Here is a 24,996-nt window from a genome sequence, read left to right as displayed (position 1 = left end):
GAGGGAATCGAAGAATCTGGGGCAGAAAAATCTGTCCTGAGGTGAATCTTCCCATAAAGAGCGTAAACAAGACCATATTTGGTTAGAGAAGAAAATTTTCACGCGAGCGAGTGGTAGGTATCTTAAAAGAGGATTGCGGGGTAGTATAAAAGCAACGGAGTGTTGTAGGTTTAGGATAGACGAATAAGCACTCATGTCACCGGTTCGTTCAAGGAGAATGAAATGGCACTTTCTGAGCGTGAACAGAAGGTTCTCGACCAGCTCGAAGAACTGATGAGCGCTGAGGATCCACATTTTGCGTCATCAATGTCATCAACGGGTAATACAGCTCCCGTATTTAGTGCCCGACACATGGCTCTCGGCATTTTAGGCGTGTTAGCTGGGTTGGGTATTATTATCGGTGCCGTTGCCTCAAAGATGATATGGCTGGGCATTATTGGATTTATTATTGCTGCCGGTGGTGTTTATTTGGCGACAACAAGTAAGAAGACTCCGGTGGATTCGTTCTTAGGAGACAAGGCGCAGGGAGCAACCCAAGCTCGCCAGGAAGGTGCGGGTTCTTCTGAAAAATCTACAAAGCAGTCGAAGTTCATGTCTCGCCTCGAAGAGCGTTGGGACGATCGTAACCGTGGCGAAAACTAACTTTTGATGATTTAAACTTTACTAATAAGTTTAAAGAAACGTCCGAGAGGGCGAGTGGTTTTTGATAAACCACTCGCCCTCTTTGGTGCTTAAAACTAAGGAAAAGCTGTGTTCTTTCTGAGAAAAATCCTCATGAGGTAGGAATAGTGGAGCAAAATGGAGTAAAGTGGAGGGGAAGATAGTTTCAGGGGTAGACATGCCTAATTGGAGCCGCGGGTATTCCGCTTGTCAGGAAAGGGGTGCCGCATGTTTCTTGGAACATATACACCCCGCCTGGACACCAAAGGGCGCATCATCCTGCCAGCGAAATTTCGCGATGAGCTATCAGCTGGTCTCGTGCTAACACGCGGTCAGGAACGCTGCCTATACGTGTTTCCTGTCGCCGAGTTTGAGCGTATCCACGAAACGATGCGAAGCTCTCCGCTCCCTGGGCGGCAAGCACGTGACTTTATGCGCATGTTCCTTTCGGGAGCTTCTGATGAGGTGCCTGATAAGCAGGGACGTGTAACGATCCCGCCTGTGCTGCGTGAGTATGCAGGTTTGTCGCAAGAGCTGACTGTGATTGGTTCAGGAAGCCGTGCGGAAATCTGGGACTCCAAAGCATGGGAAGAATATATGACACAGACAGAAGCAGAATTTGCGTCGTTGGACGAAGATCCTTTCGCTCCAATTCTGTAATGACTATGTCACCACACAGTTTTGTTGCCCCAAACGTAACCTGTGATCCGCTGTGAACGACCGCTAGAGCTATGGGAAGGAGCATCATGAACGCCGAGTCTCACTCACTTACCGGCGTGGTTGCCCCAACGCACGATGTTTCGACATCCCCCAATGCTGTATCTGGCGACCCTGGATATCGGGAAGGGCTTTTGGGGCAGCTTTCACAACGACAGGCACAGGAACGCCATATTCCGGTTATGCTCGAGCGTTGCCTGGAGCTGTTGGAGCCCGCTATTTTGCGTCAGGATGCGGTTGTCATTGACGGGACTTTGGGTATGGGGGGCCATACAGAAGCAATGCTTGAAAGGTTCTCCAACCTAACGGTTATTGGCATAGACCGTGATGCACAGGCACATGCTGTTGCTGCCGAACGTCTGGCACGTTTTGGAGATCGCTTCGTGCCTGTGCACACCGTATATGACCATATAGAAGATGCGATGTCCGCGGCGGGAGTCACCTCTGTAGATGGCGTTCTTCTGGATCTAGGCGTGTCTTCGATGCAGCTGGACGAGCGTTCCCGTGGGTTCGCGTATTCCTATGATGCACCTTTGGACATGCGCATGAACGGTGATGATGAGCTAACTGCCCGCATCGTTGTCAATGAGTACAGCGAGAATCAGCTGCGTCGCATCATCAAAAACTGGGGCGAAGAGAAATTCGCTGCCCGTATTGCCCAGCATATTGTCGAACAGCGAAAGCACACACCCTTCACCACGACTGGGGAACTGGTAGCTACCATTCAGAAGGCCGTACCCGCTGCAGCACAGCGCAAGGGCGGTCATCCGGCTAAGAGAACTTTCCAGGCTCTGCGCATCGAGGTTAATCATGAGCTAGAAGCTCTTGAACGGGCGGTTCCTGCGGCTTTGGATGCTCTGAGACTCGGCGGTCGTTTTGTCGCTATGAGCTATCACAGCCTTGAAGACAAAATCGTCAAACGTGCTTTGACCGAGGCTGCTACGTCGAAGGCCCCTAAAGGCTTTCCCGTGGAGCTTGACGAACATCAGCCGACGATAAGAGTTATCACCCGCGGTGCAGAGCCGCCTACAGAGGCTGAAATCGCCGAAAACCCGCGTGCAGCAAGCGCTAAACTGCGTGCCGGAGAAAAAATCAAAGTATCCAGCTGAATCTCTAAGACAGCTTAACTCTCCCAGCGCATCTACCTAATTGGCATAACAACAGATACAGACTTGAAAGAGCAGGATATGACCCCTCCGCAACACTCTCCGAGCGTTACCACTCCCGAAGCGCCGACTGTAACCGGCGTAGAGGAGACGCCCCGCACTGCCACTCAGCGCAGGGGAACTCGGAACGCTAATTTGCGTATTATCCCTGAGCATAAACCTGCTCAAAAACATCCAACGCGCCGGGGTGTACCGGGGCGGAATAAACCTGCGTCAAACATGAAAAGCCGTGTTTCTCAAATCCAGGTTCCACGTACTTCCGTAACTTCTGATACGCACGCTCGAATTGCTCATCGTGCACAGAACCGGTTGTCGGAACATGTAACCGCATACGCTGGTCCGCGCACTGGCGGTGCTCAGCATCCGCGTACTATCGGATACCCGGCGAAATCTGCATACCCAGCTCGTTCGATTGCGGCTAAGAGCTCACGAGTAAAAGCTCAGGCTCGGGAGACTCGTCGTGTACCGCTTGCCCTGTCACTGGTACGTCCGCGAAGCTGGAGTCCTGTGGCGTTGGTGGGTGTATTTGTTGCTATTCCGTTGACCTTGGTCTTTATCTTGATGCTCAATATCTTGATCGCAACCCGTCAATACGACCTTGTGGACTTGCGTACCCAAGAGCAAACACTGACCCAAGAGAACCAAGCCCTGCAACAAGAAATTGGGTACCAGCAGGCCCCGCAAAACTTGGCGAACCGTGCAAGCTCACTGGGTATGCATGCGACGGATATTCCGGCAACTTTGGATATCAACAGCGGGCAGATTAACGGCACGGCTACTCCTGTAGCGAAGCCTAAAGATGATGCCCCGGGCGCTCGCAACCTCGTGGATGCCCCCGCCGTTCCCAGTCAGGGGAGTCGCGCTTCGACATCTGCAACGCCGAGTGCAGCACCGTCTGCATCGGCAGATAAACAGCAGCCAGCTTCGAGTGCGTCTGCTTCATCGTCGGCGTCTGCAAAACCCTCGGCATCCACTAACCCTTCAGCATCTCAACGATAGTATATTGGTGGAGACTGGAACGAACTGTTTAAGAGTTTGAAAGGACACCTTTGAGCTTTCATGAGAATGCGCCCGTGCCGCCCGAGCCTCAACAGCTTGGGCGTCGCGGGTTTGTAGTGGGTGCTTTGGCCACTGGCGGCTTGGCGGCCGTGGGTGCACGGCTTCTCTATCTACAGGGGTTTGATCCACAGCATACTGCTGAGAAATCGCGTGAGAAACGCATGCGCTCTCAGACTGTTCCAGCGGTTCGAGGTCAGATTCTCGATATTAACGGAGTGGTGCTTGCTCGAAGCGTGCAGCGGTACAACATCATTGCGGATCAGACTATTGTTGCTTCGTATAAGCGCTACGATAATGACCGCGATACTAAGAGCGAAATCACTCCAGAACAGTTGGTGTATGAGCTAACCGACATTCTGCATACCGTTGACCCTACGATTACCGACGAGTTTATCAAGTCTAAGCTTGACGGAGACTCAAAATATGCCGTCGTGAAATCAAATGTCACCCCTGAGATATTTCGCCGTATTGATGCTCTAGGAGCCCCGTTCCTTTATGGGGAAGCCATCTCTGAGCGCCTGTACCCAAACGGACCCGTGGGCGGCTCTGTTGTGGGCCGTTACCGTATTGTTGATGAGGCAACTGGTAACGAGAACGAGACGATCAAGAAGAATTTATCTGTAGGTATTGAGCGCGTCTTTGAAAAAGATCTTGCGGGCGTGGACGGTCAGCGTACCTACGAAATTAGTGCCGATGGTGTGCGTATTCCTGTTACTAAAGAAGAGGCGACCGATGTAGAAAATGGGAAGAACGTACGTTTGACCATTAACCAGGACATCCAGTATTTCGCGCAGCAGATTGTCAAAGCGCGTGTGGACGAGCTCAAAGCGGAATGGGGTACCGTTATCGTTATGGATGTGCGGGATGCCTCGATTTTGGCAATGGCCGATTCTACGATGATGGATCCCGGCGCTGAGAAAGTTAAGAACGAGCAGGATACAAGCCCACGTGCTATTTCCCAGGTTGTTGAGCCTGGCTCGACTGAGAAGATTCTGACTGCATCAGCTTTGATCGAAAGCGGCATTACGACCCCTACCTCGGCGTATGATGTTCCGGAACGTTTAGTGATCAACGGGCAAACATTCACGGACGCCTTTGACCACCCCGCACAGCGCCGGACTTTTTCAGGTATTATCACCGACTCGATGAATACCGGAACGGTACTTGTCGGGCAGAAACTCCCCAAGGAAGACCGCTATAACTGGCTCAAAAAATACGGTATGGGGGATTATACGGGTATTGAGCTGACTGGCGAACAGCAGGGGCTAGTAACTGATTGGCATGAGTGGGACGGTCGTCAGGAATACACAGTTTTCTTCGGGCAGGGTATTGCCCAGACCCCTCTACAAACCGCCATGATTTTTCAGGCACTCGGTAATAACGGTGTGAAACTTAAACCGCGCATCGTTGACGCTTTGATTGATGCCGATGGTACGGTGCATAAACGCGATGTGGAACCCGGCACCAGGATGGTGAGCGAAAAAACTGCTGAACAATGTCGAGAACTAATGGAGAATGTTGTACTTCAAAGCCATGCGAAAACAGCCTCGGTCGAAGGGTACCGAGTCGGCGGTAAGACGGGTACAGCTGAAGCTCCCAGCGATAAAGGCGGATATGACGGATACACCACATCCTTTATAGGGCTTGCGCCTATAGACAACCCGCAGTTTCTCGTAAGCGTTACTCTGCAGCGCCCTCAGGGCGATGTGCGTAGTGTGGGAGCAACAAGCCAGTTCTCACAGATTATGGAGAAAGTACTGCACACGTATAACGTGCCTAAATCCACCACAGACCCAGTAAAAATTCCTATTTTTGCGGATGGAAAATCTAACGGGTGAGTCACATGCGGTCACCCGACCGTGCAGAACTTATTACAATAGGAACGTACCTTGACGTTGATCGAGGACGATAACAATAATAATCTCGGCGGCAAGAAATGCGTATGACCGTCAGGAAAGAAGGATAATGGACAGCGAAACGCGCTTGGCTCAAGACGTTCGTCGCATCCCGCACTTGGGAGGCGATGCGCAGAGTCTGCGACCTCAGAATCCACGAGGGAGCACGGTTACTGAGCTCGTGGAGCATCTAGAGGCCTTAGGTGCGCATCCTGTTCTAGAACATCAAGGCTCTGAAGAAGATGTGCGAGGGATCAGCATGGATTCTCGCGCGGTTCGTCCTGCAGACCTATATGTTGCTCTTCCAGGCGCGAAAGCTCATGGTGCACAATTCGCGCAAAAAGCACTAGAGGCCCAGGCTCACGCTATCCTCACGGATACTGCAGGCGCTCGGATGATTCGGGAGGCAAATCTTTCTTTAGATGGGTGCTCCCTGCTGGTCTGTGACTCTTTACGTCCTGTTATAGGATCACTCGCCGCTTTGATCTATGGGTCACAAGATCACAAGAATCTGAATCGCTACGCTGTCACAGGAACCAATGGAAAAACGACGACTACCTACATGCTGGAGTCGGTATTCCGAACTGCTCTCAAAGCTAAGACCGGTCTTATCGGTACTATCCAAATTCTCGTTGATGGTGTGAGCGTTCCTTCAGCTCTAACCACCCCAGAGTCTGTTCACGTTCATTCGCTCCTTGCGATTATGGGGGAGCGCGGTGTGTCTCATGCAGCAATGGAAGTTTCCTCGCATGCTATCGACTATCACCGTGTGGATGGTGTAGTTTATAAGGTTTCTGGGTTTACAAACCTCACCCAGGATCATTTAGATTTGCACGGCACCATGCAGAATTATTTTGATTCTAAAGCACAGCTTTTTACACCCGAGCGGACTGAGTGCGCTGTCATCACTGCCGATGACGAGTGGGGCGAGAAGATGCTTCGCCACGCCCAGATTCAGCTGGGGACAGGTAATGCTGTTCGGCTTGTTACTGAGTACGGCATGGGTCTAGCCGAGGTTCCAGCTGAGTTCGGTCCGCTTGATTGGGCGGTAATCAACGTTGAACGTGATGGGTTAGGACATCGTTTCACGCTGGCTAACGGCGCGGGAGACACCATTCCCTGTTGTACCCATCTTCCGGCAGATTTCAATGTTTCAAACGCCGCACTCGCCGCGCTGATGGTATATATTGGTGCTTCTGAGGAAGAACGCATTATCCTACGACCTGCCCTAGCTGATGGCACGGCACTAACCCCTATAGTGCCCGGGCGTATGCAGCTGATTTCTCTGGCACCGCATACTATTGTCGATTTTGCCCACAACCCTGACGGGCTCACTCGGGCGCTTGAAGCCATGGACCGACCAGGTGGTGGGCGAGTCATTATTGTTTTCGGGGCAACAGGCGAACGCGATCATCTCAAACGTCCCCTAATGGGAGAAATTGCTGCACAGCACGCCGATATTGTGATTGTGACCGATGACGATCCGCACGGTGAAGATCCCGCCCCAATTCGTGAGGCTGTTGTTGCCGGGGCTGAACGAGCTAATGCCGAAGGTGCGCGAGCATCCCAAATCCTTAATCTTGCTCCGCGAGAAGTGGCGATTGCTCGGGCAATTGAACTCGCAGATGCGAGAGATGCTATTCTTATCGCCGGTCGTGGACATGAAACGGCACAGGATGTTGCCGGTACCGATGTGCAACTTGACGACCGCGTGGAGACCGCGAAAGCGCTTGTCTCCAACGACTTCGAAATTCTTCCGGATTATCGACGCATGCTTGAAGAAGCATAAGGAGCATAGATGATTAAGCTTTCCGCCGCCGAAATTATTACGGCAACAGGCGGCTCACCGCTCGGCTTAGCCGGGCGTGAGAGCGAGCTAGGTGCTACCTTCGCGACCACCGATTCGCGTGAGGTTATACCAGGCACCCTATTTGTTGCTAAGCCAGGTGAGGTGACCGACGGACACAACTTCGTGTCGGGAGCCTTCGACAAAGGTGCTGTCTTAGCGCTTGTCGAACGCCCTGTTAAAGATGAGCGGGGTATTCTGTACCCCAGCATCCAGGTTGATGATGTGGTTCTCGCCATGGGTAAGATCGCACAGTACGCTGTTGAAAAGATGCGGTCTCTAGGCGATCTTACGGTTATCGGTATTACCGGTTCTGCGGGGAAGACCACCACAAAAGATTTATTAGCAGCGATCCTAAGTTCTCAGGGCGAAACTATAGCCCCTGTAGGTTCGTACAACGGCGAAGTTGGCGTACCTTTGACTGTATTCCGCGCTGACGAAAGTACTCGCTACCTTGTGATTGAGATGGGTGCCGATCATGTGGGGAATATCGAATACCTGGCAAATATTGTGCACCCTGACCATGGTGTGATCCTTAAAGTTGGCACCGCACATGCTGGCGAGTTTGGCGGGGTCGACAACATCGAACGTACTAAAGGGGAGCTTGCCGAAGGTATTCGTACTGGCGGAACCTTGATCCTCAATGCTGATGATGAGCGTGTTGCACGCATGTCAGCTCGTGCAAGTGCGCCGGTAACCTACTTTGGGGTGGGGGAGAAACCGCAGTACGAACGCTATACTGCCGCTTTGGGGCTGCATACTAATGATGCTGGTTGTCCGGAATTTACTCTTCGCCTTCCCGACGCCAGCGAATATGAGATTTCCTCCAAACTCATTGGTGAGCATCATGTATGCAATATTCTGGCGGCTGCTACGGTAGCCTATAACGCTGGTGTTCCTGGAGACGCTATTGCCCATGCCCTCAATAACACCGGTGCACTGTCTAAATGGAGGATGGCTCGTACAGACCGCGCAGACGGTGTGACTGTCATCAACGATGCGTATAATGCTAATCCCGAGTCAATGACAGCCGCTTTACGCACTTTGGCCCAACTGGGACGAGGCGCGAAGCCACGACGGACTTGGGCAGTTTTGGGGGCTATGCTCGAACTGGGCGAGGCCTCTTTGGAGGAGCACGATCGACTCGGTCGTCTGGTGGTACGCATGAATATATCAAAGCTTATTGCGGTTGGTAATGAGGCGAAACCAGCCTACAACGCCGCGCATCTTGAAGGTTCATGGGGTAACGAAGCTACCTGGGTAGAGACACCGCAAGAAGCACTAAATATTTTGCGTGCAGAGTTACGTTCTGGCGATATTGTGCTGTTTAAATCTTCAAATGGCGCTAAACTAGGTTCTTTGGGCGATGAGGTTGCCTTCTGCACCGAGACCTTTGGCGAGGCTCAAGAACAGGCTCCAGCTTGGCTGAGTGCTGGCGATTTTGTTGAGGTGACGGATTTAACGGGCGCCGCTCTGAGCACGGTATCAGCTGGTAGTTCTGCAGCGCAAACCTCGACGACCGCCCTAGACCGTAGCCATCTTCACGAAGGAACACATTAACCATGATTACTGTGCTTATTGCTGGAATCCTAGGGTTTATTATCTCCTTCTCAGCAATACCGCTCTTCATCAAGCAGATGCAGAAGCTCAAGTTGGGGCAGCTGATTCGTGAAGAAGGCCCCGCCGCGCATCAGCATAAGGCGGGGACGCCCACGATGGCAGGTCTTATTTTTATCCCAGCCGCCGTTGTTGCCTACTTGCTTGCGTTGCTGATTAACGCTGCGGTTTTTGGAACCTCGCCGGTTCCTAGTGCGACGGCTTTATTGACCCTCGGGTTTACACTAGGAATGCTCGGAGTCGGTGCCGCCGACGATATTATGAAGTTCCGCAACCAGGGGAACGAAGGACTTACCGAGAACCAGAAGACTATTGGTCTGCTGGCGGTGACTCTTCCTTTTGCGTATTTGGTGTTTCAATTTCCTAATGCGGTGGGAGTGACCCCCGCCTCGACGGCGATTTCGTTTGTGCGTGATCTTCCGTTCGACTTCATGGCTGCTGGGGCTATAGGCGGTACTATCCTCATGGTGTTGTGGATTACCTTGATTTCTCTTTCGGGCACTAACGCCGTGAATTTCACTGATGGTCTCGATGGACTTGCGGGTGGCGCAACGATGACCATCTTTACTGGATACCTTGCCATGACTATCTGGCAATACGTACATGCCTGCAGCGGTGGGGCGGGAAATGCATGCTATGATGTGCGGGATCCAGGGTCGCTGGCACTTATTGCAGCCGCACTTGTTGGTTCCCTCGCCGGGTTCCTATGGTGGAACGTTTCTAAGGCACAAATCTTTATGGGAGACTCTGGTTCTCTTGCTTTGGGGGGTGCACTGGTCTCCTTCGCTATTTTCACCCGTACCGAGCTCCTGCTTCCCATTATCGCGCTTGTGCCGGTTCTGGAAGTGTTTTCGGTGATTGTGCAGAAAGTTGTCTTCAAAGTTAGCCGTAAACGTTCTGTATCTGTTGGCGATAAAATTCCTCATGCCTACCGTTTCTTCCGCATGACTCCTTTCCACCATCATCTTGAGAAAACCGGTGCAAACGGAAGATACTCCATAGATAAGAAGGGTCTTGTCCCCGGCTCTGTCAGCAGTGGTGAAGTGAACTCGGTATTCCGTCTGTGGATTGCAAATGCGCTTTGTGTGCTGGTTGCTCTTGCAATTTTCTTTGGAGATTGGTTCTCACAGACGTCTGGAGTGATTCACTAATGCCTGACGCTAAGAACTCGCAGCGGGCCTCCAAGTATCAGGCACAGCGTGCCCAATATGCAGATGCTATCGCTGTCAATCCAGTCGTCAATAATCCTCGGCTTGCTGAGCTCACTACCTGGGACGGGCCTTGGGCGGGGCTGAAGGTTGTCGTGATAGGCCTCGGCACCAGCGGCGATGCTGCAGTGGATGTGCTGGCCCAGAAAGGTGCCCACATTACCGCTATTGATGCGCAGGATACGCAAGAAAAGCGAGAGCGCATCCGAATTTACCAAGAGGCCTATGGAAACGTGGCGGGTTTATTTGGTGAGGAATACATGGAATGTGTGCCTCGTGTCGATGATCAAGACCCGGATGTTATCGTGACTTCGCCAGGAATTCGTCCAGATAGCCTGGTCATGCTCGATGCTTATGAACGGGGTATCCAAATTTGGAGTGAAATCGAACTGGCATGGCGTCTGAATCAACGTCAAGGTCGGGTTACTCCAAAGTGGCTGTGCCTGACGGGAACCAATGGGAAAACTACGACCGTGGGCATGGTCGATTCGATTCTTAAAGCAGCCGGTAAAAAATCTCTGCAGGTTGGGAACGTGGGCATGCCAGCAGTCTACGCTGTTGCCGACGATGAACCCTATGAATTTTTTGCGGTAGAGCTTTCGAGCTTTCAGCTGCATTGGACTTCTTCACTGTCGCCATACGCTTCCGTGGTGCTTAACGTAGCGGAAGATCACGTCGATTGGCACGGTTCCTTTGAGGCTTACAAGGCCGATAAAGCACGTGTGTACGAAAATACTCAGGCAGCGTGTATTTTCAATACCGATCATGCTGATACTTTGCGTATGGTCGAAGAAGCAGACGTTATAGAAGGTGCCCGTGCCATCGGTATTAGCTCAACCGAGATCCCCTCAGTCTCCATGTTGGGCTTGGCGGAAAACATTATTGTTGACCGTGCGTTTTTGAAGAATCGATACAGCGAGGCACTTGAGCTTGGTGTTCTTGAAGATTTAGCGCCCGTTCCCGGTCAAGCTCCCGCACAGCACACCGTGGAGAATGCGCTAGCCGCTGCCGCATTATGTCGTGCTGCAAATATTGCTCCTGAGGCTGTGCGGGATGGACTGCGTTCTTATAAGCCTGGTGCGCATCGTAATCAGACGGTGCTTTACCGCGATGGAATCCAGTGGGTCAACGATTCTAAGGCTACTAACCCACACGCCGCTAACGCTTCAATGAGCGCTTATCCTTCGCTGATTTGGATTGCTGGAGGTCTTTCTAAAGGGGTGGAGTATGATGATCTTATAGCTCAGCATGCTTCACGTTTGAAAGCAGTATTAATCATTGGCACTGATACGGCGGGACTTAAAACATCTTTGGCGAAGTATGCAAGCCATGTTCCTACCTATAATATGACGGCTTCGGCGAATGATCCCTCTGACGGGGTTACTGTTATGGAAGCTGCCGTAGTCAAAGCAGAAGAGCTAGCCGCTGAGGGTGATACAGTACTCATGGCGCCTGCCGCTGCTTCGATGGATCAATTTAACAATTATGCCGTTCGTGGTAACGCTTTTGTGGATGCGGTCAAATCTCATATTGTCGGTATCTGAAGGCATATTGATTGCTCTGAAACGATAAACGCCGTGTAGACTTTTCTGCTGTAGGAAAAATCTATTGAGTTTGTCGTGTTAAGACACAGAAGAGGAGAACGCATGAGTAATGCACCCGGTCAGACTCACTCGTCGGCCCGTGGAGGCGTAAGTCATGCACAGCGCCAGGGCAGGAACGGCTCAACGAGGCTCGGTTCTTTTCTGCATAACGCTATCTCGTCTCTTTATAAGCGTTCCGCATCGCGCGATTTAGCGGATGTGCCGCGACTGATTCTTTTAGTATGCGCTGGTCTCACAGTTTTTGGCGTGATCATGGTACTGTCTGCATCATCTGTGAGCATGATTTCACAGGGAATGTCCCCTTTCTCACAGGTAACCCGTCAGGTAATGTTTGCCGCTCTAGGCGCCGCTGCATTAGGGGCTATAGCAGTATTGAAAGTACAGCGGTACCGCAAAATGTGGGTCGTTAATATCCTCTTAACCCTGGCGATTCTTGCCCAGATTGCCGTTCTTGCTATTGGTACCGATATTAATGGCAACCGTAACTGGATTAGGTTCAGCGGCATTCAGATTCAGCCTTCGGAGTTCTCTAAACTCGCTATTGTGCTGTGGATAGCGATGGTCATGACTCGGCAGGGCAGTAAACTCAAAGAGAAGACATCTCGTGCAATTTTTCCCGCACTTTTTGGACTCTTGCCTTTGATGCTGCTTATTCTGGCAGGTAAAGATCTCGGTACCGTGATCGTCTACGCCTTTATCTTCTTGGGCATGGTATATATTGCGGGCGCAAACCGTAAGACTATGGTATGGCTTTCGATTATTCTGATCGTGAGTGCCGTAGTGGGGTCAATTTCGAGTTCAAACCGTCGTGAACGACTGATGAGTGTTCTCGGTGTGTGCACCGGTTCTGTCTGTGATCAATCTCAGGCTGGCGGGGTTGCGTTGGCAACCGGTGGGTTCTGGGGCGTTGGTCTAGGACAATCCCGCCAGAAGTATAACTATTTGCCCGAAGCACATAACGATTACATTTTCGCCATTATCGGCGAGGAACTGGGGCTTTTGGGCACGCTTACCGTAGTGCTTTTGTACCTGGGCCTGATCTATTGTGCGTTACGCATTATCGCCCGAACCGCAGACCCGTTTATTCGTATTGCAACGGGCGGTATTATCGCATGGCTTTCCACTCAGGCTATTGTGAATATGGCGATGGTTTCCGGTATTCTTCCCGTGATTGGTGTGCCGCTTCCCTTTATTTCATACGGCGGTTCATCCTTGATTTCATCAATGCTTGCCGCAGGTATGCTCTATGCTTTTGCGCGGCAAACTCCACTTGTAGGTGGGCCCATACCGGCCGCCGATTTAACGAAACAGACACCTCGCGAAGTGCGACGCGCTAATGAAGACTGGAAGCGACGACTGTCTCTTCAAGCCATCGTTGAAGATGAGCGGCTTCAACTGCAAGAAGCCGGTGGAGCTCTTGGTAAAGATTACTGGGGTGGGGGCTTACTGCGTAGAGTCAAAGAACTGCCATCCTGGTTGGGCATAACCCAGCGACAGCGTGAGCATACTCGCAAGACGTATGAGCAGCGCGCTCAAGCACGTGCCGATCGTGCTGCTGAGCGTCGCCGTGAGGCGGAGCATCAGGAAGCTCTCGCTCATGAAGAGCAGCGTATTCAGCGTGAACGGCAGCGACTTCGTGAGCAGCGGTTCCAAGAGGAACATCCAAATGGATTGCATACCCATGAACGGGTTCCTCAATTGCGCCGTAAGGGAGATGCGCATCCTGCATCTCGCCCCTCGCAGGGCAAGCAACGGTCAACCCCTGCAGACCATGAAGACACAATTCCCCTGCAGAACCTGCAAAAGCGCACAAACGCCAATCGAGCGCGTCACCGTTCTTCGTCATCGGGACGTTTGCCAGCCGGGTTGCGACCTTTGCACCCTCAACCGGGTTCCCAAACATCTTCTTCAGGGCAGCCTTCTGCGGGAACATCACGTCAGATACGTCGGCAGCAGCCTTCACAGAGTCAGCAGAACCCGCGAGGCCGTAAACCTGGCCAGGGTGGTTCACGCTCATAGCCTCTGAAATAGGGAAAGGAGGAATACCAGGCTCGGGACGTGGGTATATACCCGACTTCATATTCTTTCACTACGGGGTTAGTCCTGCTATGTCGTAAAATGAGGTGAATGTATTTGTTGGGAGTTATTATCTATGTCTAAGGCACCCTCTGTGGTTCTCGCTGGCGGCGGCACCGCTGGTCATATTAACCCGATGCTTGCTATAGCACGCGAAATCCGCCGGATTGAGCCGGAAGCTAATATTCTGACTCTTGGCACCAAGGATAAGATGGAAGCTCAATTAGTTCCTGAAGCTGGATTTGATATTGAGTTTATTCCGCGTGTAGCTTTCCCCCGAAGTCTATCGCTTAACGCATTAACCTTTTTACCAAGATTCGCAAAAGCGATTTCGCAAACCCGTAAAATTCTCAAAGATGCGAATGCAGATGTTGTAGTAGGCGTAGGTGGTTATGTGTGTCCGCCAGCATATCTTGCCGCTTTTTTCTCCCGCATTCCTGTTGTTATTCACGAGGCTAATGCAAAGCCCGGTTTAGCAAATAAACTGGGTGGTCCTCTAGCGAAGTTTGTGGGTGTGGCTTTCTCCAACACCCCTTTCCCTCGCGCCAAACTTGTGGGTATGCCCATGAAAGATGAGATCGCGCATCTGAACCGTCGAGCGGCACGAGCACAGGCGAGGCATACTCTAGGTCTTGACCCCGATAAGCCTGTTCTGATTGTGACGGGCGGTTCCTTAGGCGCACAAAGCCTTAATAACGCCGTCGCTGAGAACATTACGAATTTTGAGGACTGGGGTTTTCAGGTTTTGCATATTACTGGTAAAGGCAAAGCTATTGTGGATGATTCAGGCGAGCCCGTTACAGCCCCAAATTATCGTCAGATTGAGTTTAGCCACGGCATGCAGGATGTTTATGCCGCAGCCGATCTTTTGATAGTCCGTGCTGGAGCCGCAACCGTAAGCGAAGTTGCTGCGGTGGGTGTACCCGCAATTTTTGTTCCGCTCCCGTTTGGTAATGGTGAACAAAGTCTCAATGCTCGTTCTCTGGTTATGGCAGAAGCCGCGCTTCTCATCGAAGATAAGAAAATGACCGGGGCGTGGTTTGCCCGTGAAATTCCATCGTTGATGGCTGATGCTCAGAAGTTAAAAGAAATGGGTCGTCGAGCATATAAATTGGGCATTCGTGATGCCGCACATGTTATGGCTGAGGCAACCCTGAAGGTGGTTAAATAAATGTCCGAACTGATGAACCTTAACATGGTGCTTCCTGAGCCCCTGAACCCGCCGTTTCCCGCGCGCGCATCTCTGCAGGAGTTGGGACGTGTGCATTTTGTAGGGATCGGCGGTGCCGGTATGAGTGCTATTGCAACGTTGATGCTGAAAGCTGGTATTCCCGTAAGCGGCTCTGACCGAGCAGAAACGGCGACTATTCAGGCTTTACGTGAAGCGGGCGCTCGTGTTTATACTCCCCAAGATGCTGCGAATATTCACGATATTGATACCGTTGTTATCTCAACGGCCATTCACGAAGATAACCCCGAACTGATTGCGGCTCGTGCTCAGAACCTTCGGGTATTGCACCGCTCTGAGGCTTTGGCTGCCGCTATGGGATCATCACAGGTTGTAGCGGTTGCTGGCACGCATGGTAAGAGCACAACCAGTTCCATGATTGCCGTCATGCTGGATAAGTTAGGGTTTCACCCGTCTTTCGCGGTAGGAACAGTTATTGCAGGATACGGCAGCAACGCGCGATTGGGGGCCACTGGTGAAGGCTCTTGGTTTGTAGCAGAGGCTGACGAATCCGATGGGTCTTTTGTGCGCTACCAGCCTGCGATCGCAGTGGTTACCAACGTTGAACCTGACCACTTGGATTTCTACGAAACTCCCGAACGCGTGTATGAGGCGTTTAACCGTTTTGTTGCCTCTATGGCCCCTGGGGGCGTCTTGGTGACATGCTGGGATGATGAAGGCGCTCGTGCGCTTGCAGAACGTGCGCGCGATGCTGGGATTGAAGTGGTAACTTACGGCCAGTCTACTGAGGCTGATCTACGGGTTTCACGCATTACGAGCCACGGCTCGGAGTCTTCGGCAACACTGCGCTGGTCTTTCGAGTGCGCGAGTAAACATTACGAAGGCGAACAGGATGCTCAGCTGCGGGTACCCGGTATTCACAATCAGTTGAACGCAGCGGCAGCTTTTATTACCGCTCTTCTCGCTGGAGCACAACCTGAGGACGCGGCCGCCGCGTTATACGGCTTCGGAGGAGCAGATCGACGTTTTACTCTGCGTGGTGACGTAGCAGGTATTAAAGTCTTTGACGATTATGCTCATCACCCAACAGAGGTATTCCGTGCACTTGAGACCGGCCGCACGGTTGCCGATGGGCATAACCTCTATGTGGTTTTCCAGCCGCATCTGTTCTCACGCACCCAAGAATTTGCCGCCGATTTCGCGCAGGCTCTTTCGAAGGCTGATCGTTCGTATGTACTGGATATTTATCCTGCCCGGGAACTTCCGATTGAGGGAGTCACGAGTGAACTTATCACCGGTGCTGGATTTTCTGAGGTGCATTATGCGTCGGATGCAGCTGCAGCCATTGAAGATATTGCTATGTGTGCTGTTCCAGGCGATATTATTATGACCATTGGTGCAGGTGATGTTACCGCATTAGGAGAGCGTATTCTGCATGAGCTACATGCCCGTTACCTTAAGGAGTAATAGTGGCTAAAGGACGTCAAAAGCGAAAACCGGGCACGGAAGCGTTTGCAACCTCGCCGATACGTACTCCGAAGTTACCGGTTGTTCGCGGCAAAAAGAAAGCTAAACCTGCTGAAGATACGTCAAAATCTTTTGAAGGTATGAGCCCTCAGAACCAGACGAATCCTGTTGAGCAAGAAACTCATACCGAAAGTAAGAGCCAGACGGGTTCTTCCCGTGCAACGTATTCTGAATCTTCAGAGCTCAAGGACCGTGATATACGTCTGGATGCAGGGGAATCTGAACCGGATGAGTTGGATTCACAATCGGCGAAATCTACGTCTAGTACCTTTGGCCGATGGCATCGTGAACGTGAGAAGGAACGCCAAACCGAGATAGCGCGGGAACAGGAGATCCGCGAAGAGCAGGGGCGTATCGCCCAATTACGCGATGACCCCGGGCTCGACGGGCTTTTGGCAGAAGACCAAAGTAAGAGTCAGACTTCGAAGCGCCGACGTCCGCTCACTCGATTGCGGAAACTCCTTTACGGCTTTGGTGCGTTCATGCTTGCTGTGCTTCTATATATCGGTTTGGTCTTTTATTCTCCGCTGCTCTCTGTTCAGACTATTCGAGTTGAAGGCGCTTCGCTATTGGATAGCGTGCAGGTTGAGCAGAAACTGGAACCACTCAAGGGCACGCCGCTGACTCGTATTAATGATCAGAAGGTGCGTGAACTTATCGACCAGGAGCATGTACTGCGCGGCGTGCAGATTGAGGCGCATCCTCCGCATGAACTAGTTGTAACCCTCAAAGAGCGTACCCCTGTTGCCGTCATTCATCAGGACGGGAAATATGTGGTTGTTGATAGTGAGGGAATCAAACTTCGTGAAGTTGAGAATGCTGATGGAATCAATGTTCCGCTTGTCGATGTTGGACAGGAAGTTCCCCAGGATTCTGCGGCCTTCCGCACGGTTGCAAATGTGCTCTCTGCTTTGCCCTCGTCAATCCTGACACAGGTGAAGGAGGCACGGGCAAGCTCAACCTCAAATATTAACTTAACCTTGAAGGATGGGGTTGTCGTACAGTGGGGTACAGCTGAAGAGAGTGACCTTAAAGCTAAGGTTTTAACCAAACTGATGGAGGCGGTACATGAGGACCAGTCAAAAACCGCACAACAAGGACAAGCTACTAATAAAGTAAACACTTATGATGTTTCTTCGCCGCGTGTTCCGGTTACTCGTTAGCCTTTAACCTTATGGTTAAGCATCGGGTAAAAAGATAGATTTTTTATAAAAATCTATAAATAATACACGTCAAATACCTCAGGCAACTAGGAACCTGGTGAAACTGTTGGTATCCTTGCAGATAAAGTCACTATGAGGTTAGGAAGACTAAGGTTCTACTTGAACCTTTGGTTTTTCTAGAGATTTACACGAAATAATCGAGGGATAAATGGACGCTGGAACTCCCCAGAACTACTTGGCAGTCATCAAAGTCGTCGGTATCGGTGGCGGTGGCGTCAACGCAGTCAACCGTATGATCGAGGTTGGCCTGCGAGGCGTAGAATTCATCGCTATTAACACAGATGCTCAGGCACTTTTGATGTCTGACGCTGACGTCAAACTTGATGTTGGTCGTGAACTAACTCGCGGTCTCGGAGCGGGCGCAAACCCCGAGGTCGGTCGTCAGGCTGCTGAAGACCACGCCCAGGAAATCGAAGAGGTTATCAAGGGCGCAGACATGGTCTTCGTGACTGCAGGTGAAGGCGGCGGCACCGGTACCGGCGGTGCTCCCGTTGTAGCACGTATTGCACGCTCTTTGGGTGCCCTCACGATCGGCGTGGTAACTCGTCCCTTTACCTTTGAAGGTCGTCGCCGTTCGAACCAGGCAGAAACCGGCATTGCTGCACTTCGTGATGAAGTAGATACCCTCATTGTGATTCCGAACGATCGTTTGCTCTCTATCTCTGATCGCAACGTTTCGATGCTTGACGCCTTCAAATCGGCAGATCAGGTTCTTCTCTCCGGTGTGCAGGGTATTACCGACCTGATTACTACTCCGGGTCTGATCAACCTTGACTTTGCAGATGTTAAGTCTGTTATGCAGGGGGCTGGTTCGGCTCTGATGGGCATTGGCTCTGCCGCTGGTGAAGACCGCGCTGTTAAAGCCGCCGAGCTCGCTATCGCATCCCCACTTTTGGAAGCATCCATTGATGGGGCACACGGTGTACTCCTCTCCATTCAGGGCGGTTCCGATCTCGGTCTATTTGAGATTAATGAGGCTGCACGCCTGGTCCAGGAAGTCGCACATCCTGACGCAAATATTATCTTCGGTGCTGTGATTGATGACGCCTTGGGTGATGAAGCACGTGTGACCGTTATTGCCGCTGGATTTGACGCTGTCAATCCTGAGACTAACACCAACGCTAACAGTTCAGCTTCGGCAAATGCTCAGGCGCAGCGTACTCAGCAGGCATTCGGCGGCTCTGCGCAGGCCGCTCCTGCAGCTCCCGCATCAACCGGATATGGTTTCGGCGGTGCGCAGAATGGTACTCAGCAGAATGATGTTCCTGCCGCGGCTGGCTTTGATGTTGATCTACCGCCCGTCGTGGAAGAGTCCCCGGCGCGGCGCGATACCCTCGATGTGCCCGACTTCCTGAAGTAAGTCGCACACATCCTTTTTAGACATAAGGGAGCCAAGGACATATACGTCCTGGCTCCTTTGTGTATGCTTTGACCTTATGACAGCAGAAAGAACCATGAGTACCCTCAACCCGTTCTACTCCACAGGAACTTATACCAGCGGCCCATATACCGTGCATATCGGATTTACTTCACGGTCGGCCGGTAATTTGGGGCTTCATGTTAATGCGGGCGAGTCCCATACCGCAACGCTGAAAAACCGTGCTGATGTACAAAGTCTCTGCGGTTCGGCTCCTTTCCTCTACCTCAATCAAGTACACGGTGCAGATATTGTATGCGCCGATCATATTCTGAGTACACAGATTTCTCCGAATGACGAGCGTGGAGCATATACGTTGAAACGTGCCGATCAATTACGCGAGCAGGCTCCGCAAGCAGATGCTGCCTACAGTACAACAGGTCAGCCTCTAGCTATTATGGTTGCTGACTGCATTCCACTCGTGTTCGTGGGAGAGAAACCTACCCCACATGACGTGCCCATTATTGCTGTGGCACATGCAGGGCGTCCTGGGCTACTTGCAGGAGTTATTCAACGCACAGTTGCGACGATGCGAGAGCAGGGCGCAACACAGATTCACGCGTGGTTAGGGCCTAGTATATGCGGAAGCTGCTATGAGGTACCTGAAGATATGCGCGAACATGCGACACAGCAGATTCCTGAAACGTACGCTCAGACAAGCCAAGGAACACCGGCTTTAGATTTGCCAGCGGGAGCGATTGCTCTCTTGAATAAGCTGAAGATAGAGGTTTCTACCGACTTGGCAGCCTGCACTTATGAAAGCACCAGTCTTTTTTCGCATCGAGGATTTATGAATCGAGGTGAAGCACCCGGACGTATCGCTGGGCTCGTATGGGTGACGAAACCTTCCTAAGATCTTAAAATTGAAGAAGAGCTGAGTATGAGGGTATATCGGTAAAGGGGACTGATGATGAGCGAAGAACAGACATTGACGTACACCTCGGAACGCGCGCAGCAGCTTGCGGATAACTACGCACGGGTTATGGCGCGCGTCCGCGATGCTGAAGCCGATACCAGTGGTGTGCGCACCGAGCATAGCCCTACAGTTCGCCTTGTCACCGTGACCAAGTTTTTCCCTGCCTCTGATGTAGCAGCGCTTTACACCCAGGGGGTACGTATTTTTGGTGAGAATCGTGATCAAGAGGCGGCTCCTAAAGCTCGTGCTCTTCGAGCCATCGAAAAACCTGCCGACCCCGCTTACTGGACGTTTATTGGGCAGTTGCAAACGAATAAGGCAAAGTCCGTCGTAAAATATGCCCATCAGGTACAGTCCGTAGATCGTTCGTCTCTGATTGATTCTTTAGCAAAAGCCTATCGCAACCAAGTAGCTCGCTATGAGACGGGGGAGCAGGATGCCCCAGCGGCTCTATCCCAAGGAGCTCTAGAATGTCTGATTCAGGTTTCGCTTGAAGCGCAGGCAACGGCCGGACATGCATCGGAAGGGGCGCGTGGTGGAACGGACCAAGACGAGATTTTAGAGCTTGCTGAGCGTATCGAAGCTCAAGAAGAATTACGCTGTGGGGGTATTATGGCGGTGGCGCCACTGGGTGCGAACCCCGACGAATCCTTTGAAAAACTCTGGGAATTGGCGCAGGGCCTGCGCGCCGAGTTTCCGCATGCAGATCAGATTTCGGCGGGTATGAGTGCAGATTTAGAAGCCGCTATTCGCTGGGGGTCTACGTGTGTGCGGGTAGGAAGCGACATCATGGGGAAGCGAGATTACCCCTAGATTTTTACCAGGTTTTGTTGTGCAAGGCATGCAGCAGATGAGAAATACGCTGATAGGATTTTCAAGCGCTGGTAGAATGTACACCTGTGAGGGATGGTTGACGTCGTCTTTAAGAATATGCATCATCGTCAATAAAGCCCGTGGGAATACCCCCAAAATTCTCTGTGAACATATATAATCGGTGTCGAACCGACAGCGTGTGCGGTGCTATTTCCCACGTTAGAATCTCAGGTATCGGTGGAGCGAATCTCCCGCATATATGTGAATGTACGACTGCGAAACGAGAGTAAAGAATGGCGAAACAAGGCGGTGGCAAACTTGCCAATAGCCTCGGTTCTTTCTTCGGCGTGACTCGTTATGGGTCGGAAACTGAAGAATTATCGGAAGGTATGCAGGATGTCCATAGTCATGATTCGACGGATGAGGCATCTATTCCTTCCACTGAAACTCCCGCTCCATCACCTGGAACCCGGCTGAATGCATTACCCACACCACCATCTGCTAACCCTGACACCGCAGCTATGCCGCAGGCAACGGGCGCTGCGGAGCCACTATCTGTAGAATCAGAAGCGATTACGGCATCGTCTGCTTATCAAACTTCAGCTCAGCGGCAAGAAACCAACCAGTTTGCCGCGACTTACACGCCAATCCCACACCGGGAACAGAAAACTAACCGAGAGGAATACCAGGTGCAAAATCACTACGAGACCGACGAGTACCCCTACCCTTCCTCCGGCTACGATCAAGTTCATGAGCTTGATGTGAATTCTTACGGCATTGACGAGGGTCTTGGTGCCGGATACCCCTACGAGGAAGATGAGGACGAATTGCGCCGCATTACAACAATCCACCCCCGCTCATACAACGACGCCAAAATTATTGGTGAAGCGTTTCGTGAGAATATTCCTGTGATTATGAATGTCGCTGAAATGAGCGATTCGGATGCTAAACGTCTTGTGGACTTTGCCTCCGGACTCGCATTCGGGCTCTCAGGTCGCATTGAACGTGTGACCGGGCAGGTATTCTTGCTAACCCCCGAAAACCTAGAGGTACTGGGGGCTGACACGACTCCGGCACCGGGCGCTTTTGAGGCTGAGGGTCCGTTTCCTTTTGACCAGGGGTAATGCATGGGGTACATCTTCGCCATCATTACCATAGCCCTGCATATTCTCTACATTGGGTTGCTCTTGCGGATGCTTCTGGACTGGGTGCGTGTCTTTGTGCCGGGGTGGCGTCCGCGAGGGATTGCCCTGCTGTGCGCCTCTGGAGTGTATGCTCTGACGGACTGGCCTATGAACCAGCTTCGCAAGGTTGTACCGCCACTGCGTATTGGTAATTTCGCCCTTGATACTGGGTTTCTGATTCTGATTTTAGGCGTGGGACTTTTATTGTCAGTGATGACCTCTTTGACACTAACTTTTTCACGCTAAATAACAGTTATATTTCCTGGTCAAAGCATAAATTTTTCTGATATGCATAAAGATGTATGAAGCAATAACGGCGAGGCAGACTTTCCGTCAGGAAATACATTTACTATGATGGTAAGAGGTTCTCTGCGCCGAATTCCTGGAAAATCGGGTCTTGAAGTGTAGAGAAGAGTAGAATAATGGGCGGTACCCTAGCCAGCACCGTAAGTTTACTTAATAAATTTATGGGCATCCCAAAACCTATTCACAGATAACTTTATTCCAAAGGAGATAAGCTGTGGCTATCACCCCCGAAGATCTGATTAACAAGAGCTTCAAAATTGTGAGAAACGAATCCGGGTACGACCGCGATGAGGTTGATAATTACCTTGATGAGCTTGTTGTTGAGCTCCGCGCACTGTACACCGAAAACGAATCCCTCAAGCGTAAGCTTGCGGCCGCCCAGTCTGGTTCGGCAACTCCGGCGACCAACAATACGTCTTCTTCGTCTGCAACGGCTAAGTCCGCTGCACAGGATAAGACCAGCACCCCAGCACCCGTCGCTGCTGGCGGCGCTCAGGATGCAGCAGGTCTGCTTGCCATGGCTCAGAAACTCCATGACGAATACGTCTCTCAGGGTGAAAAAACCCGTGCAGAACTCGTTGCTAAGGGTGAGAAAGAAGCTAAAGATCTGGTGGCAGCTGCACGTTCTCAGCGTGATGAGGTTCTTTCCAAGCTCACCGATGAGCGTGACAGTTTGGAAATCACCGTGGAGTCCCTGCGTGGTTTTGAGTCGCGTTACCGTTCGAAGTTGCAGGAACACCTCACCTCTCAGCTTGAAGAGCTGAAGACTCTTAAGTCTTTTGAAGCAGATGCTCGCTAAGCTCTAAGTTTCGATACCTTTTTATAAACACCGTCCGCATCCGTGGCAAGAAGAACTTTGCTACTGGCTTTGCGGGCGGTTGTTTATACCTGGCTTAAGATAAGCTAGAGGAGGGCGAATTCAGGTACAACATCCGCCGCCCCGCTCATTGCCCTTCACCGAGGAGATACATGGAATCTGAAGAGACCACTGCGTCTGCCGCTGGTTCAACAGCATCGCATAAGTCTGTTACGCGCATACTCTCATCACGCGGCGCATGGGTAGTCGGGATTCTAACGGCTCTTATTATTTTTTTCATTGACCAGGGCACAAAGCTTCTGGTGGTTACCAAGATGCAGATTGGGGAGCGCATCCCCGTGATCGATGGTCTTCTGTGGTGGTATTCCATCAGGAATTCTGGCGCTGCCTTTTCTCTCGGCGAGAATGCAACCTGGATATTTACGGTTATTATGGCGCTTGCCGCTGCAACCGTCCTTTACCTCTTCCGAAGGACGCGGGCTCTGAACTGGACCCTTGCCCTTGGAGGGCTGCTGGGCGGTGTTCTCGGAAACCTTTTTGATCGTCTTTTCCGTGAGCCAGGATTCGGTATGGGACACGTGGTGGACTTTATTTCGGTGCCTAACTTTGCCATCTTTAATATTGCCGATTCGGCGATCTGCGTTTGTATGGCTTTAATCGTACTGCTTAACTTCCGTGGCATAACGCTGCTTGGTACACGTGCTAAATCCTCTGCGAAGAAGGTTTCCGCACTATCTACCCACGTGAAAACTCAGAAGATCTCCGAAGGGGAATAATTGACCGATAATGTTGCGCCAGCAGGCATAACCGCCGAGTTCGATGTTTCTGAGGCTCTAGTAGGTATGCGATTGGACGCTGCTCTCGCCGGTGCCCTTGAGATACCGCGTACCCGCGCATCCGGCTGGATTCGCGACGGGCATGTGCGTGTGGTTCAGCGTGGAAATGAGCTGAAAATCGGTAAATCGCATAAACTTTCTGCGGACGAAACTGTAATTGTGAATGCGCCTGCTCCGCGTGACCTTGCCGATATTCAGCCCGAAAAGGTAGATGGCTGCGGCATAGTCTATTGCGATGACGATATTGTGGTGGTCGATAAACCTGCTGGTGTTGCCGCGCATCCTTCTCACGGGTGGCATGGGCCCACTGTTCTTTCGGCTCTTCTGGGAGAAGGCGTTACCGTGGCTACCTCCGGGGCGGCAGAGCGTCAGGGGATTGTGCACCGGCTGGACGTCGGCACTAGCGGGCTTATGGTGGTGGCGCGCAGCGAGCGGGCATATACCGAGCTTAAACGTGCCTTTAAGGATCGTACCGTTGAGAAGGTATATCATACCCTGGTACAAGGACTGCCGGATCCTCTCATGGGGACTATTGATGCTCCCATCGGTAGGCATCCCGGGCATGAATGGAAATTCGCCGTTATTGAGGATGGACGTTCTTCTATTACCCACTATGAAACTTTGGAATCTTTCGGGTCTGCCTCTCTTGTTGAGGTGCATTTAGAAACGGGACGGACTCACCAGATCCGTGTGCATTTCTCTTCATTACGGCACCCCTGTTGCGGCGACCTCACTTATGGAGCCGACCCCCGGTTTAGCGCCGAACTTGGCCTGACCCGGCAGTGGCTGCATGCGCATCGCCTAGGGTTCACTCACCCTACCACCGGAGAGCGCGTTGAATTTGAGAGCCCCTATCCGCAGGATTTAGACTATGCACTTGAGGCGCTTCGCACCGGGAACATCACCAGAGCATAACTAAA

At 51.7% G+C, this 24,996-nt stretch carries 20 protein-coding genes and 1 pseudogene; all 21 read left to right on the top strand.

Annotation, left to right across the window (positions count from 1 at the left end; translation table 11 throughout):
• Nucleotides 1–222: 222 nt before the first annotated feature.
• The 21 genes and pseudogenes from HMPREF2981_RS10250 (at nt 223) to HMPREF2981_RS10150 (ending at nt 24,991) form a co-directional block, all read left to right on the top strand.
• Nucleotides 223–642 (top strand): DUF3040 domain-containing protein, encoded by a 420-nt coding sequence (locus tag HMPREF2981_RS10250; protein ID WP_004004380.1) that lies wholly within the window; start codon nt 223–225, stop codon nt 640–642.
• Nucleotides 643–888: 246 nt separating this feature from the next.
• The gene (gene mraZ, locus HMPREF2981_RS10245) at nt 889–1,320 is read left to right on the top strand and encodes a division/cell wall cluster transcriptional repressor MraZ (RefSeq protein ID WP_070619873.1); all 432 of its coding nucleotides are present in this window, start codon (nt 889–891) and stop codon (nt 1,318–1,320) included.
• 86 nt (nt 1,321–1,406) lie between these two features.
• Entirely contained in the window at nt 1,407–2,486 is a 1,080-nt protein-coding gene (gene rsmH, locus HMPREF2981_RS10240) for a 16S rRNA (cytosine(1402)-N(4))-methyltransferase RsmH (protein WP_256370523.1), read from the top strand.
• A gap of 78 nt (nt 2,487–2,564) precedes the next feature.
• Nucleotides 2,565–3,542, top strand: a complete 978-nt coding sequence (locus tag HMPREF2981_RS10235; protein WP_141756685.1) for a cell division protein FtsL — start codon at nt 2,565–2,567, stop codon at nt 3,540–3,542.
• A gap of 50 nt (nt 3,543–3,592) precedes the next feature.
• Complete coding sequence (locus tag HMPREF2981_RS10230; protein ID WP_048754841.1) at nt 3,593–5,440, top strand: peptidoglycan D,D-transpeptidase FtsI family protein; 1,848 nt, start codon at nt 3,593–3,595, stop codon at nt 5,438–5,440.
• A 127-nt stretch (nt 5,441–5,567) separates the two neighbouring features.
• A complete protein-coding gene (locus tag HMPREF2981_RS10225) occupies nt 5,568–7,286 on the top strand; it encodes a Mur ligase family protein (RefSeq protein ID WP_004004386.1) in 1,719 nt (572 codons plus the stop codon).
• Between the two features lie 9 nt (nt 7,287–7,295).
• A complete protein-coding gene (gene murF, locus HMPREF2981_RS10220; protein WP_004004387.1) occupies nt 7,296–8,903 on the top strand; it encodes a UDP-N-acetylmuramoyl-tripeptide--D-alanyl-D-alanine ligase in 1,608 nt (535 codons plus the stop codon).
• Nucleotides 8,904–8,905: 2 nt separating this feature from the next.
• The gene (mraY, locus tag HMPREF2981_RS10215; protein WP_004004388.1) at nt 8,906–10,111 is read left to right on the top strand and encodes a phospho-N-acetylmuramoyl-pentapeptide-transferase; all 1,206 of its coding nucleotides are present in this window, start codon (nt 8,906–8,908) and stop codon (nt 10,109–10,111) included.
• Nucleotides 10,111–11,712 (top strand): UDP-N-acetylmuramoyl-L-alanine--D-glutamate ligase, encoded by a 1,602-nt coding sequence (gene murD, locus HMPREF2981_RS10210; RefSeq protein ID WP_004004389.1) that lies wholly within the window; start codon nt 10,111–10,113, stop codon nt 11,710–11,712. The genes mraY and murD overlap by 1 nt, the downstream gene beginning before the upstream one ends.
• 102 nt (nt 11,713–11,814) lie before the next feature.
• Nucleotides 11,815–13,791, top strand: coding sequence for an FtsW/RodA/SpoVE family cell cycle protein (locus HMPREF2981_RS10205; RefSeq protein WP_037230815.1), 1,977 nt, complete (start codon nt 11,815–11,817; stop codon nt 13,789–13,791).
• 133 nt (nt 13,792–13,924) lie between these two features.
• Complete coding sequence (murG, locus tag HMPREF2981_RS10200) at nt 13,925–15,019, top strand: undecaprenyldiphospho-muramoylpentapeptide beta-N-acetylglucosaminyltransferase (RefSeq protein ID WP_004004391.1); 1,095 nt, start codon at nt 13,925–13,927, stop codon at nt 15,017–15,019.
• Nucleotides 15,020–16,504, top strand: a complete 1,485-nt coding sequence (murC, locus tag HMPREF2981_RS10195; protein ID WP_037230817.1) for a UDP-N-acetylmuramate--L-alanine ligase — start codon at nt 15,020–15,022, stop codon at nt 16,502–16,504. It abuts the gene before it with no gap.
• A 2-nt stretch (nt 16,505–16,506) separates the two neighbouring features.
• Entirely contained in the window at nt 16,507–17,727 is a 1,221-nt protein-coding gene (locus HMPREF2981_RS10190; RefSeq protein ID WP_246825457.1) for a cell division protein FtsQ/DivIB, read from the top strand.
• 208 nt (nt 17,728–17,935) lie between these two features.
• A complete protein-coding gene (gene ftsZ, locus HMPREF2981_RS10185; RefSeq protein WP_004004394.1) occupies nt 17,936–19,147 on the top strand; it encodes a cell division protein FtsZ in 1,212 nt (403 codons plus the stop codon).
• A 94-nt stretch (nt 19,148–19,241) separates the two neighbouring features.
• A complete protein-coding gene (locus HMPREF2981_RS10180; protein ID WP_037230819.1) occupies nt 19,242–20,057 on the top strand; it encodes a purine nucleoside phosphorylase YfiH/LACC1 family protein in 816 nt (271 codons plus the stop codon).
• Between the two features lie 54 nt (nt 20,058–20,111).
• Entirely contained in the window at nt 20,112–20,933 is an 822-nt protein-coding gene (locus HMPREF2981_RS10175; RefSeq protein ID WP_004004396.1) for a YggS family pyridoxal phosphate-dependent enzyme, read from the top strand.
• Between the two features lie 812 nt (nt 20,934–21,745).
• A pseudogene (locus HMPREF2981_RS11165) lies at nt 21,746–22,057 on the top strand (cell division protein SepF); the annotation flags it as partial.
• A 3-nt stretch (nt 22,058–22,060) separates the two neighbouring features.
• Nucleotides 22,061–22,363, top strand: coding sequence for a YggT family protein (locus HMPREF2981_RS10165; protein ID WP_004004398.1), 303 nt, complete (start codon nt 22,061–22,063; stop codon nt 22,361–22,363).
• A 274-nt stretch (nt 22,364–22,637) separates the two neighbouring features.
• Nucleotides 22,638–23,222 carry a DivIVA domain-containing protein gene (locus HMPREF2981_RS10160; protein ID WP_013398846.1) on the top strand — a complete coding sequence of 195 codons (585 nt, stop codon included), beginning with the start codon at nt 22,638–22,640 and terminating at the stop codon, nt 23,220–23,222.
• A gap of 170 nt (nt 23,223–23,392) precedes the next feature.
• On the top strand, nt 23,393–24,016 hold the full coding sequence (gene lspA, locus HMPREF2981_RS10155; protein WP_070662802.1) for a signal peptidase II: 624 nt from the start codon (nt 23,393–23,395) through the stop codon (nt 24,014–24,016).
• Between the two features lie 66 nt (nt 24,017–24,082).
• Nucleotides 24,083–24,991 (top strand): RluA family pseudouridine synthase, encoded by a 909-nt coding sequence (locus HMPREF2981_RS10150; protein WP_246825467.1) that lies wholly within the window; start codon nt 24,083–24,085, stop codon nt 24,989–24,991.
• Nucleotides 24,992–24,996 lie beyond the last annotated feature (5 nt).

This window comes from Rothia sp. HMSC069C01 (assembly GCF_001814655.1).
Lineage (GTDB): Bacteria > Actinomycetota > Actinomycetes > Actinomycetales > Micrococcaceae > Rothia > Rothia dentocariosa.
The sequence above is the reverse complement of the archived record's forward strand: the minus strand, read 5'-3'. Positions and strand labels throughout refer to the sequence as shown.